This is a genomic window from Limnobacter alexandrii, from assembly GCF_005871185.1.
In the GTDB taxonomy this organism is placed as follows: domain Bacteria; phylum Pseudomonadota; class Gammaproteobacteria; order Burkholderiales; family Burkholderiaceae_B; genus Limnobacter; species Limnobacter alexandrii.
The window spans coordinates 480,406-494,496 of the sequence record NZ_SWKN01000006.1 but is presented as its reverse complement, the minus strand read 5'-3'; the positions used below and the strand labels follow the sequence as shown (position 1 = coordinate 494,496).

Below are 14,091 nucleotides of genomic sequence, written 5' to 3'. Positions count from 1 at the left end.
CCCCTTATTCAGCCATGCGAACGGTTCTCATCGATGCAACATGGAGTTGTTAAATCGAGAGGGCTGTCGCAATGAAACAGTTTGGGTTCAGCACTTGGGTCTTTTCCTTGCTGCTCGCTTTTCTTCTTGCCGCCCAAAGTGCGGAGGCGGCGCAATCCGTGCGTTTTGCAGTGCCCCAAACGCCGATGTCTTTGCCATTTTATGTGGCTGCAGAACGAAAGTTCTTCGAGAAGTATCAGGTTAAACCGGTGCTGGTCGAATGTAAAAGTGGTCGGGATTGCCTGCAGGCCCTTGGCCGTGGAGCGGCAGATTTGGCAGGTTCGTCTGAATTGCCTGTCATGTTCGCGGCCTTCGAGGACAAGCCAATTTCAGTGTTGGCCTCTTTCGCCAACAACAAAGACAATCTCAAATTTCTCGTGTCTCGTACTTTGCTTAACGATGGCAAGTTAAACCTTGTTGGCAAGCGAATTGGCTATGTGCCCAAATCGGCGTCGCATTACTACATGGATATTTTCCTGTTGTTCAAGGGCATCGATCCCAAGCAGGTTATCAAGGTACCCATGGCGGTGTCCGAGCTGCCAAAGGCCATGTTGAAAGGCAGTGTGGACGCCATCGCTGTTTGGGAGCCGTGGGCAGTAAAAATAATGCAGCAAGGGGGCCATGACATTGCACTGGTGCCAGCCCCCTTTTTGTACACCCAAACATTCAATCTAAGTGTGCGCAATCAATTCAAGCACATGCAACCGAGAGAGGTGCATGGCGTAATGAAGGCCCTGGACGATGCCGTGAATTACATTCGCGATTACCCCTCGCGGGCGCAGTCCACGCTGCTTAGATACAAACTGGCCAATCAGGAATACATTGACAGCAACTGGCAAGCGTACAACTTTCGGATTGCCTTGCAGCAGTCGCTGGTGAGTACCCTTCAGGGTCAGGCCCGATGGGCCAAACGCGAGGGCCATGTTCGCAGCGGTGTGGCGAGAGAACCGGAGTACTTGAATTATATTGACGCAAGCTTCCTGAGAGAACACAAATCGGACCGTGTGGATTTTGTGTATCGCTGAACGATTTTTATCCGGGTAATTTGCAAATGAACAACGTGATCGAGTACCTGCCACATGGCTTTTGTATTGCATGGAATCCGCAACTGCTGGCCATGCATGTTATCTCAGACCTATTAATTGCAATCGCTTATTTCTCGATCCCGATTGGTATTGTGTATGTCGCCAAGCGGCGACCTGACGCAGAATTGCAGCCCATTTATTACCTGTTCGCCGCATTCATTCTGGCCTGTGGTGTTACACACGTGATGGGTATTCTGACCCTGTGGGTTCCGTTGTATTACACGCAGGGCATTACAAAAATAATCACCGCCCTTGTGTCAGTGGCCACTGCAATTTACCTGTTGCCCAAACTAAAACACATTATGGCCTTACCCGACCTTGGCAAGTTGACTCAAATTAATTCGGCACTGGCTCAGGAAATCGTGTCCCGACGTCAAAGTGAGGCGTCGCTAAGGAAGTCTCAGGAACTTGCCCTGCAGGCTCAGAAAACACAAGCCGCTTTTCTGGCCAATATGAGCCATGAAATTCGTACGCCCATGAATGGCGTGTTGGGTACGCTCGACCTGCTGCTCGACACAGAATTGAAACCCGAGCAGCTTCAGCTTGCTGCGGCCTCCAAGCGCAGTGCAGCCTCCTTGCTCAGCCTGCTCAACGACATTCTCGATATTTCAAAAGTGGAAAGCGGGCAAATGACCCTGCGCCACAATCCGCTTGAAATTTCTGAAGTACTTGCTGATGTAGAGGCCGCCCTGAGTTTTGATGCACAAAGCAAAAAGATTGAATTGCAGTGCTCGGCAGGGGCATTGCCCAGCACCACTTACCTGGGCGATTCGGTGCGGCTGCGGCAAATTCTATTGAACCTGGTGGGCAATGCCATCAAGTTCACTGATGTGGGTTTTGTTAAAGTCAGTTGCCGGGAAGTGTCCCGAATCGGGCAACAGGCGGTGCTTGAATTCACGGTGAAAGACACCGGGGTGGGCATCGCGCCAGAGCATCAAAAAAACCTGTTTAAACGTTTCACGCAGGTCGACAATTCCAGCACCCGGCGTGCGCAAGGCAGCGGCCTTGGCTTGGCCATTGTGAAGGAACTGGTGGAGCTTATGGGTGGGCAGGTGCAGTTGAAAAGTGCGCTGAATCAGGGAACCGAGCTTGTGTTTACTTTGAAGTTGGTGGTTCAAACCCCAATTGAGACGGATGCTGGAAAACGCCTTGCCGAATTGGCTGTCGTTGCACCAGTGACTGGGCAATTTCGAGGAAAAATTCTGGTGGTTGAAGACGCAGCCATGAACCAGATGGTGGTGTGCAAAGTACTGGAACGACTTGGCCTTGAATCCAGAATTGCCAACAACGGACAAGAGGCGCTTGACTTGCTTGCCAAGGAATCATTCGACCTGGTGTTGATGGATGGACAAATGCCAGTGATGGACGGATATGAGGCCACCAAATCCATTCGAAGTGGCGCGGTGCCTGGGGTCAACCAAAACATACCCGTGGTGGCGCTTACTGCGCATGCCATGGTAGGTGAAGACAAAAAATGCCTGGATGCTGGCATGAATGACTACCTGACCAAACCACTGGATCGCAGCAAGCTGATCGAAGTGTTGGCCAAATACCTGCCCGAGGTGTGAAATTGCTTCAGTGGCCCGGCATGCTTTTGCGCAGCGACAACAGGTGTTGGGTAATCTGGTTTAAGGAATTGACCGCCTGGGTGCAGCAAGCAGCGTCACTCTGTTTTGCGGCTTGCTCAAGTAACATGACTTCGGGCAGAAATCTGATCAAACCCAGGTTCTGTGCAATGCCTTTAAAATAATGCGCTTTGCTCGCAAGCTCGGCGAAGTCCTCTTCGCGAATTCGCTTAAGTAGATGTGGCTGCTCGGCAGAAAACTCGTCGAGAAACAAATCAAGAATTTCGATCAGCAAGGCAGAATCTCCACAAAGGCGATCCAGCGTGGTTTCCAAATCGATTTCCGGCGACAAACTGCTCAAATTCATTGGTAGGTCGTGATAGGTAAAGTTACGAATTAGTTTACTTCAGATTGTTCATTCGCTCTTCATGTTCCTTGCGCAGAATTTTCCGCAACGCTGCATTCGCATGCCGCTTCTTTTCCTCGTCGGTGCGGGGCTCCAGGGGCGGCACTTTGCCAGGTGAGCCATCGGCATTCATGGCCACCATGGTGAAAAAGCAGCTGTTGGTGTGCGTGGCAATGCCTTTGTGAATGTCTTCTGAAACCACCTTGATCCCCACTTCCATTGAGGTGTTGCCGGTGTAATTCACGCTGGCCAAAAACGTCACCAATTCGCCCACGCGAATGGGCTGGCGAAACAGCACCCGGTCGACCGACAAGGTGACCACATACATGCCCGCATAGCGGCTTGCACAGGCGTAGGCCACTTGATCGAGCAATTTCAGAATATGCCCCCCATGCACTTTGCCGCTGAAGTTGGCCATGTCGGGAGTCATCAGCACCGTCATGCTGAGCTGGTGGTTGGGAAAGGGCATGGTAACGGGCACGCATGAGTGGTTGAAGAACGCAGTGTAGCGTGCTTGCAGGCGTAGTGACACGTCTACAATGGGCCTTGAGTTTATTTGCGGAGAATGCCTTGGCTGCAGAGCTAACCAAATACGCCATCTGGTTGCTAAGCCCTTTGGGGTTGTGGATTGCCTTGTCCATGTTCGGCATGGTGCTGCCAAGCCCCTGGCGCGCGCGGGTAGTTGTTTTGGCCCAGTTGCAGTTGTTGGCGTTCAGCCTGCCCTGGGTGGGTGAAGCCCTGCTGGGTCCTTTGGAAGACGAGGCCTTGGTCATGGAGGCCAGCCGACCTTTGGCTGAACAAGTGGACGCCATTGTGGTGTTGGGTGGTGGGCTGGAGGGCACATACGCTGGTGTGCGCGCACTGCCAGATGTGAACGACGCAGGCGACCGGGTTTGGCAAGGCGCAAGGTTGTACAAGCAGGGTATTGCCCCGCGCCTGGTGCTCAGCGGCGGGCAATTTTCAGCCGACCCGCGCAAGGAAGCCGAAGCCCCCGGCATGAAAATGTTCATGCTCGACATGGGCGTGCCAGACCAGGCCATGTTGATCGAAGACCAATCGCGCACCACTTTCGAGAATGCACTTCGCACCCGAGAATTATTGGGTGAAGGCGAGCGCAGCATTGCGCTGGTCACCTCGGCCTTCCACATGGGCCGTTCGGTGTTGTGGTTTGAAAAAGCGGGCTTTACCGTGTACCCGGTGCGCACCGACATCCGTGTGTTGAACGAAGACCGCGCATTTTGGGAATGGCTACCCAAACCTCAGGCCCTGGACGAAAGCACCATTGCGATTAAAGAGCACCTGGGCCGTTTGCAGTTGAAAGTGAGTGGTGCCTATGAATCGGGGGGCAGCCAGTGAAGGTGTTCAAATTGTATTGTGGTGTGTTGATTGCTTTGTGTTTTGCAAACGCAGCGCATGCAGGCCCGGTGCTTGAATCAATCAAAAAGCGCGATGCCGTGCGCTGCGGCGTCAGCAGTGGTGTGGCCGGTTTTTCTGCCTTGGGCAGCGACGGGCAGTGGCGCGGGCTGGATGTGGCTGTGTGCCGTGCCGTGGCCGCAGCCGTGCTGGGCGACGCTCAGAAAGTGCAGTTTACGCCGCTTAGTTCGCAACAGCGTTTTGCCGCGCTGCAGGCTGGGCAAATCGATATCCTTTCACGCAACACCACCTGGACATTAAGCCGTGATGCTGGTTTGAATGCACACTTTGCCGCGATCACCTATTACGATGGGCAAGGCATTTTGATGCACAAACGCTTTGGCGTGAAAAGCGCCAAAGAATTGAAGGGCGCTGAAATATGTGTGCAGTCAGGCACCACCAACGAGAAAAACCTGAGTACTTACCTGGGCACGCAAGGCATCACAGCCAAGGCCATTGTTTACGACAACTTCGAGGCGGCTTACAAAGCTTTTTTCAGTGGGCGTTGCCAGGCTTTTTCAACCGATGTGTCGGCACTGATTGGTTTGAAAAGCAGCCAGAGCGGCAAGCCCGATGATTACGTGGTGCTGCCTGAAGTGTTTTCCAAAGAACCACTGGGCCCTGCCGTGCAGCGTGGGGATGACGAGTTTTTCGCCATCGTGAAGTGGGTGGTGTTTGCGATGATCGAAGCCGAAGAACTGGGTGTGGGAAAAGCCAACATCGACGAAGCGCTGAACAGCAAAAACCCGGCCGTGCAGCGCTTGCTGGGCGGTGCAGAAAACCTGGGCAAGCCACTGGGCTTGCCGCGCGACTGGGTGGTAAAAATTCTTCAACAAGTGGGCAATTACGGCGAGGTGTTCGAGGCCAATTTGGGCAGGCAATCGCCTTTGAAACTGGAGCGTGGTTTGAACGCCTTGTGGACTCAGGGCGGGCTGATGTATGCCCCACCTTTGCGTTGAAGGTGTGCACCGGTGAACTTTGAATTCCTGACCGACCCCGCCGGTTTTGGCCTCAGTGAAGGCTGGCTGCAAGTGGCCTTCAGCTCGCCCTACTGGCAAATACTGTTGGCGGGTTTGCTCAACACACTGAAGGTGGGCTTGCCTGCCTTGGTGCTAAGCACCCTGTTGGGCCTGTTCATTGGCTTGGGGCAGTTGGCCCACCACCCGCTATTGAAAGGTTTGTGCAGGGGCTATATCAACCTGTTTCGAAATGTGCCCTTGTTGCTTCAACTGCTGGCCATTTACTTTGCCATCACCCAGTTTTTGCCCATTGCCAGCCAGGCCTGGTCTTGGGGCGACTCGGTGTTCTTAAGCAAAAGCGGTTTGGCTTTTCCCACATTTTCCGAGGCACCTGTGCGCGGGCGTTTTTCGATCGAAGGCGGCTGGGTACTCAGCCCGGAATACCTGGCCGTGCTGCTTGCACTGGTGGTGTACACCGCTGCCTTTGTTGCTGAAGTTGTGCGTGCGGGGGTACAAGCCGTGAAGCCTGGCATGCGGCAAGGTGCTTTGGCTTTGGGCCTGAACACCGCCCAAACTACCCGCTACGTGGTGTTGCCTTTGGCCTTGCGCGTGGTGGTGCCTTCATTGTCCAACCAGTATTTGAATTTGCTTAAAAATGCATCGCTGGGTGTGGCGGTGGGCTATCCGGAATTGGTGTCCGTGGCCAACACGGCAATTAATCAAAGTGGCAAAGCTGTGGAGTGCGTGCTGATTATCTTGATCACTTACGCCCTGTTGAGCGCTGTGGCTGCTGGTTTGATGAATGTGCTCAACGCACGTGTGAATCGGGGGGCCTTGTGAACCCCGCCGTGTTGCTTAATCGTTTTCTGTGGGTGGCCTTGCCCGTGTTGTTGGCCCCATTGGCCTGGGCGCTATTGGATTGGGCACTGCTTAGTGCGGTGTTTCGCCCTGATTTGCAAGCCTGCCAACAAGCTGCGGGGCAGGGTGCCTGCTGGGGCGTGGTGGCTGAAAAATGGCGCCTTATTTTGTTTGGCCGTTACCCGGTAGAAGAACAATGGCGCGCAGCCACGGTGCTGGTGGTGTGGTCGGCCTTGTTGTTCGCAACCGCCGCCCGAATTTTCAAGCCCAACACAGCGTTCACCTTGTGGGCAATCGCAGTGCCCTTAAGCGCCGCATTGCTTCATGGTGGTTTTGCCACCATGCCCACGGTGCCCACCAACCTGTGGGGTGGCTTGCCACTTACCTTGATCTTAAGCACTGTGGGGTTTGGCTTGGCATTTCCGCTGGCGCTGTTGCTGGCCTTGGGGCGGCAATCGCCATTTGCACCCTTGCGGCGGTTTTGCATTGCCTACATCGAGTTGCTGCGCGCTTTGCCGCTGGTCACCGTGCTGTTTCTCGCTGCATTTGTATTGCCCTTGTGGCTGCCCGGCGAGGGGCTAGATTTGTTTACACGCGTGCTGCTGACCATTGCCCTGTTTAGCGCCGCTTATTTGGCAGAAGTGTTGCGTGGTGGATTGCAAGCGGTGCCGCAGGGCCAAGGCCAAGCCGCCAAGGCGCTGGGTTTGAATGTGGTTCAGCGCAATGTACATGTGGTGTTGCCGCAGGCCATACGTGCATGCCTGCCCAGCCTGACCAACAGTTTTGTCACCTTGTTCAAGGAATGTTCACTGGTCACCATCGTGGCTTTGTTTGAATTGACTGGTTCGCTCAGCCTTGCATTGGCTGGCGATGTACAGTGGCGCAGTTTTTACCTGGAAGGGTATTTGTTCATTGGGCTGGTGTACTGGGCCTATTGCTTTGGCTTGTCGAAAACGGTCAAATAGAACACAGGGCTGTCACCGTTAGAGTTGAATTTCTAGCGCGAAAAATGCATTCAGTGTACATTTGTTCACTAATAGTCCGGAGACAACGCATGAGCAAAAAAGAAACACCCAGCACTGGCGAAAAACTGGAAGGCACCTTGATGTTTGTGGGTGACACCATTGCGCAAGCCACCACCCGCGTGCATGAATTTCACAGGGCCATCAGCGACATGCCATTCAAGGCTGTGGGTACAGCCACGCTCAATGCCAGCAAACCTGTTGAATCGGTTCACAATGAAATTACCGACCTGGTGTATGGCGCTGTGCGCGAGGCCGGTAAAGGCGTGTTTTCCGGTGCGGCCTGGGTAGTGCGGCAAGCCAACCAAAGTTTGGCCTCGCCACAAATTATCGACCAGGCCATGGGTGGCGAGTTGATGGACGATGTGGACCACCTACCCGTGCCCAGCGTACCGAATGCAAAAACCGACAAACGGATCTCTGCCATTTCAAGTGCAATCAATGGTGTGTTTGGTGACCATTTGGTGGCCACACGCAACCCCATGCAAGTGCACATGAATCTGTATGCCAACGGTCAGGCTTTGGAAGCAGACCAGGCCGCACTGATGGCGCAGTTTCCCGATGCACAAAACCATCTCGTTATTTTTGTGCATGGCCTGTGCTGCAACGAAGACAGCTGGCAGATGTATTACAACCCCAGCGAGCCCGCCACACGCCCTTATGGCGAGAAGCTGCAAGACGATTTCCCGGTCACTTCGCTTTACCTGCGTTACAACACCGGCCGCAACATTGATTCCAATGCCCGTCAGTTCAAGCGCATGTTGAACAAGCTGGTGCGCAACTGGCCCGTGGCTGTTGAAGGCATTACCCTGGTGGGCCACAGCATGGGAGGTTTGGTCAGTCGTGCGGTGGTTGAAGCGCTGACTGATGACGACATTATTTTGAAGCGCGCCATTCGCGATGTGGTGTGTTTGGGTTCTCCACATGCTGGCGCACCGCTGGCCCGTTTGGCTGCGGCAGGCGAGCAATTGTTTGGCAAATTTGAATTGTCCAAACCCATTGGGCGGGTGTTGGGCGTGCGTTCACGCGGCATTCGTGATCTGGATCATGGCCTTGGTGCCCTGCAAACCCGCGACGGGCAAGAAGTGATGTTTCACCTCATCGGCTCTACGATTGGCGACCACACCTCATCGTGGTTGAACACCACCGTGGGCGATGGTTTGGTGACTCCCGATTCTGCATTGGCCGACGACAGTGGCAAAGCACAACGGGTCACCTTTGCGCAAAAGCACCACATGACTTTGCTGAACGATCCCGATGTCTTTCTTGAATTGAAAATGGTGTTGCGCCAGCACCTGCGCCCGCGCTTAGGGTGAAACCTGGCGGCGCGATTAAAGGTTGTAAGTGGAGGTTTTGCTTTCCTGCAAGAACACGCGCTGTGTGGTCAGCAGGTAGTTCACCAACAGGTCAGCGTAGGTGCGCTTGAATTTCGATTCACGCATGCCCGTCTCCACCAGGTTCAGGCCATAGTATTTCAGGGCGAGGTGGGCTTGCTGACATTCTTTGGTCCAGCAATCCAGCGGTTCAAGAATTTGATTCACCGCGTCTTGAAAGCCAGTGGTGAAGTTCAGGAAGTCCGCTTCATTCATGTCTTCAATCAATTCCAGCGCATTGTGCTCAGCATGCATGTGTTGTGCATGCGCGCCATTGCGTGGCCGGGTTTGAAACACATTCAAGAATTGAAACAGCAGTGGTTCGGGCAAATGCGAACTGGGTACGCCGTACAACAACTGCACACGGCTTAAGTCAATTTGCAACTGCATGGCGAACAGGCCGCTGACGTTGCGGGAACTCAATGCCCAGCAGGCACCCAGCGTTTCAAAAAACACCTCGCGCTCGAAGGAGTACTTTTTGTAAGGGCTGCTGTGCAGCACTTGGTAGGGTGCTCGAATGGTCATGCTGAATCCAGTGCCTTGCCGTTCATCGTTTATGTATTGTCGTCGGCAAATTACTGGTGTGGCATCGCATAGGTGAGGGTTCACCGTTTACGGGGAGGTTCACCATTTGTGGGGATAGGTTTCCCCTAGGCGGGGGTGGCTTTCTCAGCCAACTCCGAATATTTCTTCACCAAGGCAGGCCACACGGTGCGAATTTGATCCAGCACTTCTCTGGCTTCGACGGTTTGATTGTTCAAGCCTTGTTCAAATTCGCGGAATATTTGGTGCAAGGCTTTTTCGCCCAGCAGGGCCAGAAGGCTCACCATGGAATGTATTTCACGCACGAAGGCGGCTTCGTCCAGCTGGTCTAAGTGCCCACGCAACTTGGCGGGCAGGTCGGCACAGTGCTCCATGAACAAATTGGGCAAGGCAGGTGGTCTGGGTGTTGCCTGCTGTGCAGCGTGCCTGGGCAATGCCACTTCGGTGCGCAGCAGCTCGGCCAAGGTGGCATACAGTTCGCGTGCCTCCACAGGCTTGGCAATGAAGTCGTCCATGCCCAAATCCAGACAGCGGTTGCGTATTTCCGAGAAGGCATGCCCGGTCAGCCCTACGAGAGGGGTGTCCATCCAGCGGGTTTGGTCGCGCAGCCATTCTGTAAACTCATAGCCATCCATCACCGGCATTTCAAGATCGGTGATGATCACGTCAAAGTCGGGCGCATCGTCTGGGTCCAGCAATTCAACTGCCTCCTGGCCGTGCGCGCACATGGTCACTTGCATGCCTGCTGCCGTTAGGTAGGAGCACACCAGTTCCTGGTTCACTGGGTGGTCTTCAAGCACCAAAGCCCGCTTGCCTTGCAAGGTGTCCGGGTACTCGCGCACTTTGTTTGACTGTTCGACTGGCTGAAACTCCGGCCGAGGTGCCGCGCAAATGTCTTGCATCAACACCGGGTGGGCCAGGTGCAGTAATTGTTTGCTCAGTTCAATGGGAAGCAGTTGAAGCAGAGTGCTGTCGGCTGACAGCAGGTCTCGGTCTATGGCCACCACGCGCAAAGCCGGGTTGCTCAGGTGCTCTAGGAGTTCGGCGGGCAGCGGCTCGCCAGGGTCCAGCAAATCGGATTGCAGCAACACCCAGTCGCAGCTGTTCTCATCCAAATGCCGCATGCACTGACCCAGGGTGCTTACCAGGGTGGCTTCCATGCCAGTGGCATGCAGCACCGACATGACGCAATCGGCCACAGGCCCAGGCTGGTGCAACAGCACACCGCTTTGGTAGCCCAGTGGCAAGGGTTCAATCAATATATCGCTGTCATACACCACCGGCACCGAGAACCAGAAACAACTGCCCACACCCGGCGTGCTTTCCACTGAAATTTCGCCACCCATGCGAATCACCAACTCGCGGGCAATACTCAAGCCCAAGCCCGTGCCGCCATACACACGGCTTACGCTTGAATCACCTTGTGCAAATTTCTCGAAAATACGGTCTACCTGCGATTTGCTCAAGCCCTGGCCTGTGTCGTGCACTTCGATGCGCAAATCAAGCCCGCTGTCCGAGCGGGTTTGCAGTTTCGAATACACCCGCACTGAACCACTTTCCGTGAACTTCACAGCATTGCTCAGCAGGTTGCTGAGCACCTGCCGCAAGCGGGAAGGGTCGCCCACCAGGCGCTGGCCCAGCTGATTGGAATAACCGGGTGAAATCTCGTTCAGCAACATCAGTTTGCGGCTGGCAGCCTGGCTTTGCACGGCAAGAAATGAATTGGCCAGTACTTCATCCAGCGTAAACGGAATGTGCTCGAATTCCACCATGCCCGCTTCGGCCTTGGAGTAATCCAGAATGTCGTTGAGCAAACCCAGCAGCGATCTCGCCGCGTCTTGCACTTTCAACAGGTAGTTGCGCTCTTGCTCGGGCAAATCGGATTTCAAGGTGAGCGCGGTCATGCCCAAAATGGCATTCATGGGCGTTCTGATCTCATGGCTCATATTGGCCAACAACATGCCGCGCGCTTCCACTTGCGCTTCGGCGCGTTCTCGCCCCATTTTTGCCTCCAGCGCAATCAACTCGGCAGACCGCGCCGCTTCCCCTTGTTCCAGTTCGCGTTTGAATGAGCCAATCATCAGGGCAAAGCCCTTGACCAGGTTGCTCATCTCGGTCACAAAGCGTGGTTCAGGCAAGGTGACGTTGTAATTGCCTTGCGCAATTTGTTTGCTCACCTTGTTCAGGTCGCGCAAGGGGGCCACCACAAATCGTTGAAGCACCGCCAGGCCAAGCAGGGCCATCAGCGTTACCAGCAAGCCCAGGTACAGGTCGAAATTGGCAGTGGCTTTGATGTTGTCTGCCTGCTCGGCGATTACGGTTTGAAAGCCAAGCTCGACTGCACGAATTCGGCCCTGAATTTCAGCGCGAATGGCATTGCTCATGCCCAGGTATTCTTCCGAGAACAACATTTGAATGGCCAGGTCGTCGCGCACCGGCGCCTCTGAGACATACTTGCCGGCCTCCGGGTTGTACAGGCCTTGGGTGAGGGCAAACACAATTTGCTCACGTTCGCGCAGCTTGCGGCTTAAGGCCAGAATATTGTCCACTGAGGCCTTAAGCTCTCCGCTCAAGTTGGGGGCTACGTTTTGTGGGGCAAGCAGGCGGCTTTCCAGGGTTTCGCCCTCAGCCGGCATCAGCGGAACAGCTTGAGTGTTACCGGCAATCAGCTTGCTCCAGTATACATTGTCGACAGGTTGGGCGTACTTGCGCGCACCGGCGTGTGCATCCAGCAGTTCGTAGTAGTTCACCAGGTGCTGGCTGTTTTTACTGACCACAAAGGCGGCCACCAAAGTTTGCAGTGCATCGAATTCCGATTGCAGCAGGCGCAATTCATTGATGGCATTCAGGCGGGCAGTGAGTAGTGCTGTTTGCGAGGTTTGCAACTGGTCGGCACGCTCGCCCATCCACACATTGGAGGCCAAGCCAAGCAAAGTGGCAAACAACACGAATCGAAACAGGGTCGCCAGCTTCATCAAGCAACAAGGGCAAGTGTGGACAAGCCCCTATTCTTACCGGAAAAGCTTAGTGCGTGTGTAGTGATTGCAAAATCAGCCAGAAAGCAGCAATGATCATGACCGCCGCAAAGCTTCGGCGCAGGGCTTTTTCAGGCAGGTAGTGGGCAATGGCCACCCCGGCAGACACGGTAAACAAGCCGCCGAAAGCGAGGGGTAAACCCAATTCCCAGTTCACGCGATGCGCGTTGGCATACGTGGTCAATGCCATGACTGAACTTGGGGCCACCAGCGCCAGCGACAAAGCCTGGGCCGTGGTTTGGGTGTGCTTGAACACCGTGGTTAACATGGGTGTGGCCACCAGGCCGCCGCCCATGCCCAGCAAACCCATGCTGGTGCCACCCAGTACGCCAACCAAGGGCATGGTGGCCGTGCGGGGTTGATCGCTGTTGTTTGCAGTGGCACTGGGGTTCTTGCGCAGCAACAGCATGCGCAGGCCCACGGCCAGAATGAACAGGTTGAATATCCAGTGCAGTACATCTTGATCAAGTTGCACGGCCAGCTTGGCAGTTAGCCAGGTGGTCACGGTGGCAGTGATACCAATCGCCGCCACGGCCAGCCAGGGCAGCTTGTGGTGTTGGTTGTAGCGCCACCAGCCAATCAGCAAATTGGGCACCATCAACACCAGTGCAGTGCCTTGGGCCAAGGCCTGGTCCATGCCAAACCCGATAATAAAAAGCGGGACGGCGATAATGCCGCCCCCAATACCAAACAGCCCACCGAAGAAACCCAAAGCCGCGCCCAACGACAAAACAAGGAGCAAATCAGGAAGAGCGAGCCAAGACATGGGGTGGTGTGCCGTAAATGTGGAAGCGCTCAGTTTATTCGTTATAAAAATATCTACAATGATTCAATATTTAAAATATTATTAACAAATACGCACGAATCAATGTGAGGTTTTCTTGAAGCAACTGTCCGACCTTGCCTTTTTCACTGAACTGGTGCGCCATGAAAGCTTGGCCAGCGCCGCCATGGCGTTTGATGTAACACCGCCTGCCGTTAGCCGCCGCTTGGCTGCACTGGAAAAAAGGCTGGGTGTGCGTTTGCTTCACCGCAGCACCCGGCGCATAGGTTTAAGTGCAGAGGGCGAGCGTTACCTGGCCGAGGGTGCCAATATTCTTCGCCAAATTGATGTGTTGGAAGCCACCTTGCGTGCCGGGCAAGATACCCCGCGTGGCCTGCTGCGGGTGAATGCCAGTTTGGGTTTTGGTCGCAAACATGTGGCCAATGTGGTGTCGGCTTACCATGCCGAGTTTCCGGCCGTGGAAGTGATACTGGAACTGACCGACCACCCGATTGATTTGATTGAGGGCGGTTTTGATTTGTCGGTGCGATTTGGCGAGCCACCAGACCAACGGTTGATTGCCCAAAAACTGGCCAGCAACCGCCGTGTGTTGTGTGCCGCGCCTTCGTATCTGGCCCTGGCAGGGCAGTTGAATACACCCGCCGATTTAACCCGCCATGATTGCCTGGTAATTCGGCAAGAGAACCACACCTTCAACAACTGGCAACTGCGCAATGGCAAACAGGAAACCAGCGTGAAGGTGCACGGGCCGGTCAGCTCGAACGACGGTGATGTGTCCGTGCAATGGGCCTTGCAGGGCAAGGGCGTGTTGCTGCGCTCTGAATGGGATATTCAGCAAGAACTAAAAACCGGTGCGCTGGTGCGTGTGTTGCCCGACTGGGCGGGTGCACCGGCCGACATTTTCGCCGTGTGCCCCTATGCCAACCCCATGCCCGCCAAAACCCGCGAATTCATTCGGGTAACCCGCGAGGTGTTGGCCAGCAAGGCAGGGTTTATTGTTTAGCCATTG

13 protein-coding genes are annotated in these 14,091 nt (G+C 54.7%); 8 read left to right on the top strand and 5 right to left on the bottom strand.

The features are described 5' to 3' along the window. The first annotated feature begins 71 nt into the window (after positions 1-71). On the top strand, positions 72-1,064 hold the full coding sequence (locus FCS97_RS02610) for an ABC transporter substrate-binding protein (RefSeq protein WP_138516305.1): 993 nt from the start codon (positions 72-74) through the stop codon (positions 1,062-1,064). Between the two features lie 26 nt (positions 1,065-1,090). Continuing rightward, a complete protein-coding gene (locus FCS97_RS02605; protein ID WP_138516303.1) occupies positions 1,091-2,692 on the top strand; it encodes an ATP-binding protein in 1,602 nt (533 codons plus the stop codon). A gap of 7 nt (positions 2,693-2,699) precedes the next feature. On the opposite strand, the gene FCS97_RS02600 is transcribed toward FCS97_RS02605, so the two are convergent. Together FCS97_RS02600 and FCS97_RS02595 are read right to left on the bottom strand one after the other, a co-directional pair. Next, on the bottom strand, positions 2,700-3,056 hold the full coding sequence (locus tag FCS97_RS02600; RefSeq protein ID WP_138516301.1) for an Hpt domain-containing protein: 357 nt from the start codon (positions 3,054-3,056) through the stop codon (positions 2,700-2,702). Positions 3,057-3,090: 34 nt separating this feature from the next. Beyond that, positions 3,091-3,564, bottom strand: a complete 474-nt coding sequence (locus FCS97_RS02595; RefSeq protein WP_138516299.1) for an acyl-CoA thioesterase — start codon at positions 3,562-3,564, stop codon at positions 3,091-3,093. A 101-nt stretch (positions 3,565-3,665) separates the two neighbouring features. On the opposite strand from FCS97_RS02595, the gene FCS97_RS02590 reads away from it, so the two are divergent. The 5 genes from FCS97_RS02590 (at position 3,666) to FCS97_RS02570 (ending at position 8,663) form a co-directional block, all read left to right on the top strand. Continuing rightward, a complete protein-coding gene (locus FCS97_RS02590; protein ID WP_138516297.1) occupies positions 3,666-4,451 on the top strand; it encodes a YdcF family protein in 786 nt (261 codons plus the stop codon). Further along, a complete protein-coding gene (locus tag FCS97_RS02585; protein ID WP_138516295.1) occupies positions 4,448-5,467 on the top strand; it encodes an amino acid ABC transporter substrate-binding protein in 1,020 nt (339 codons plus the stop codon). The genes FCS97_RS02590 and FCS97_RS02585 overlap by 4 nt, the downstream gene beginning before the upstream one ends. Before the next feature lie 12 nt (positions 5,468-5,479). Next, positions 5,480-6,307 carry an ABC transporter permease subunit gene (locus FCS97_RS02580; protein WP_138516293.1) on the top strand — a complete coding sequence of 276 codons (828 nt, stop codon included), beginning with the start codon at positions 5,480-5,482 and terminating at the stop codon, positions 6,305-6,307. Then, positions 6,304-7,290, top strand: coding sequence for an amino acid ABC transporter permease (locus tag FCS97_RS02575; RefSeq protein WP_138516291.1), 987 nt, complete (start codon positions 6,304-6,306; stop codon positions 7,288-7,290). The genes FCS97_RS02580 and FCS97_RS02575 overlap by 4 nt, the downstream gene beginning before the upstream one ends. A gap of 89 nt (positions 7,291-7,379) precedes the next feature. Next, positions 7,380-8,663, top strand: a complete 1,284-nt coding sequence (locus FCS97_RS02570) for an esterase/lipase family protein (protein ID WP_171035137.1) — start codon at positions 7,380-7,382, stop codon at positions 8,661-8,663. 15 nt (positions 8,664-8,678) lie between these two features. Here the strand turns inward: FCS97_RS02570 and FCS97_RS02565 are convergent, their stop codons facing one another. The 3 genes from FCS97_RS02565 to FCS97_RS02555 all read right to left on the bottom strand — a co-directional run bounded on the left by FCS97_RS02565 (position 8,679) and on the right by FCS97_RS02555 (position 13,064). Then, complete coding sequence (locus FCS97_RS02565; protein WP_138516287.1) at positions 8,679-9,245, bottom strand: hypothetical protein; 567 nt, start codon at positions 9,243-9,245, stop codon at positions 8,679-8,681. Between the two features lie 125 nt (positions 9,246-9,370). Then, entirely contained in the window at positions 9,371-12,238 is a 2,868-nt protein-coding gene (locus FCS97_RS02560; RefSeq protein ID WP_138516285.1) for a hybrid sensor histidine kinase/response regulator, read from the bottom strand. Between the two features lie 49 nt (positions 12,239-12,287). Next, positions 12,288-13,064: a sulfite exporter TauE/SafE family protein gene (locus tag FCS97_RS02555; RefSeq protein WP_138516282.1), complete on the bottom strand. Its 777-nt coding sequence runs from the start codon at positions 13,062-13,064 to the stop codon at positions 12,288-12,290. A gap of 115 nt (positions 13,065-13,179) precedes the next feature. Between FCS97_RS02555 and FCS97_RS02550 the strand changes: the two genes are divergently transcribed. After that, the gene (locus FCS97_RS02550; protein WP_138516280.1) at positions 13,180-14,085 is read left to right on the top strand and encodes a LysR family transcriptional regulator; all 906 of its coding nucleotides are present in this window, start codon (positions 13,180-13,182) and stop codon (positions 14,083-14,085) included. Positions 14,086-14,091: the final 6 nt, after the last annotated feature.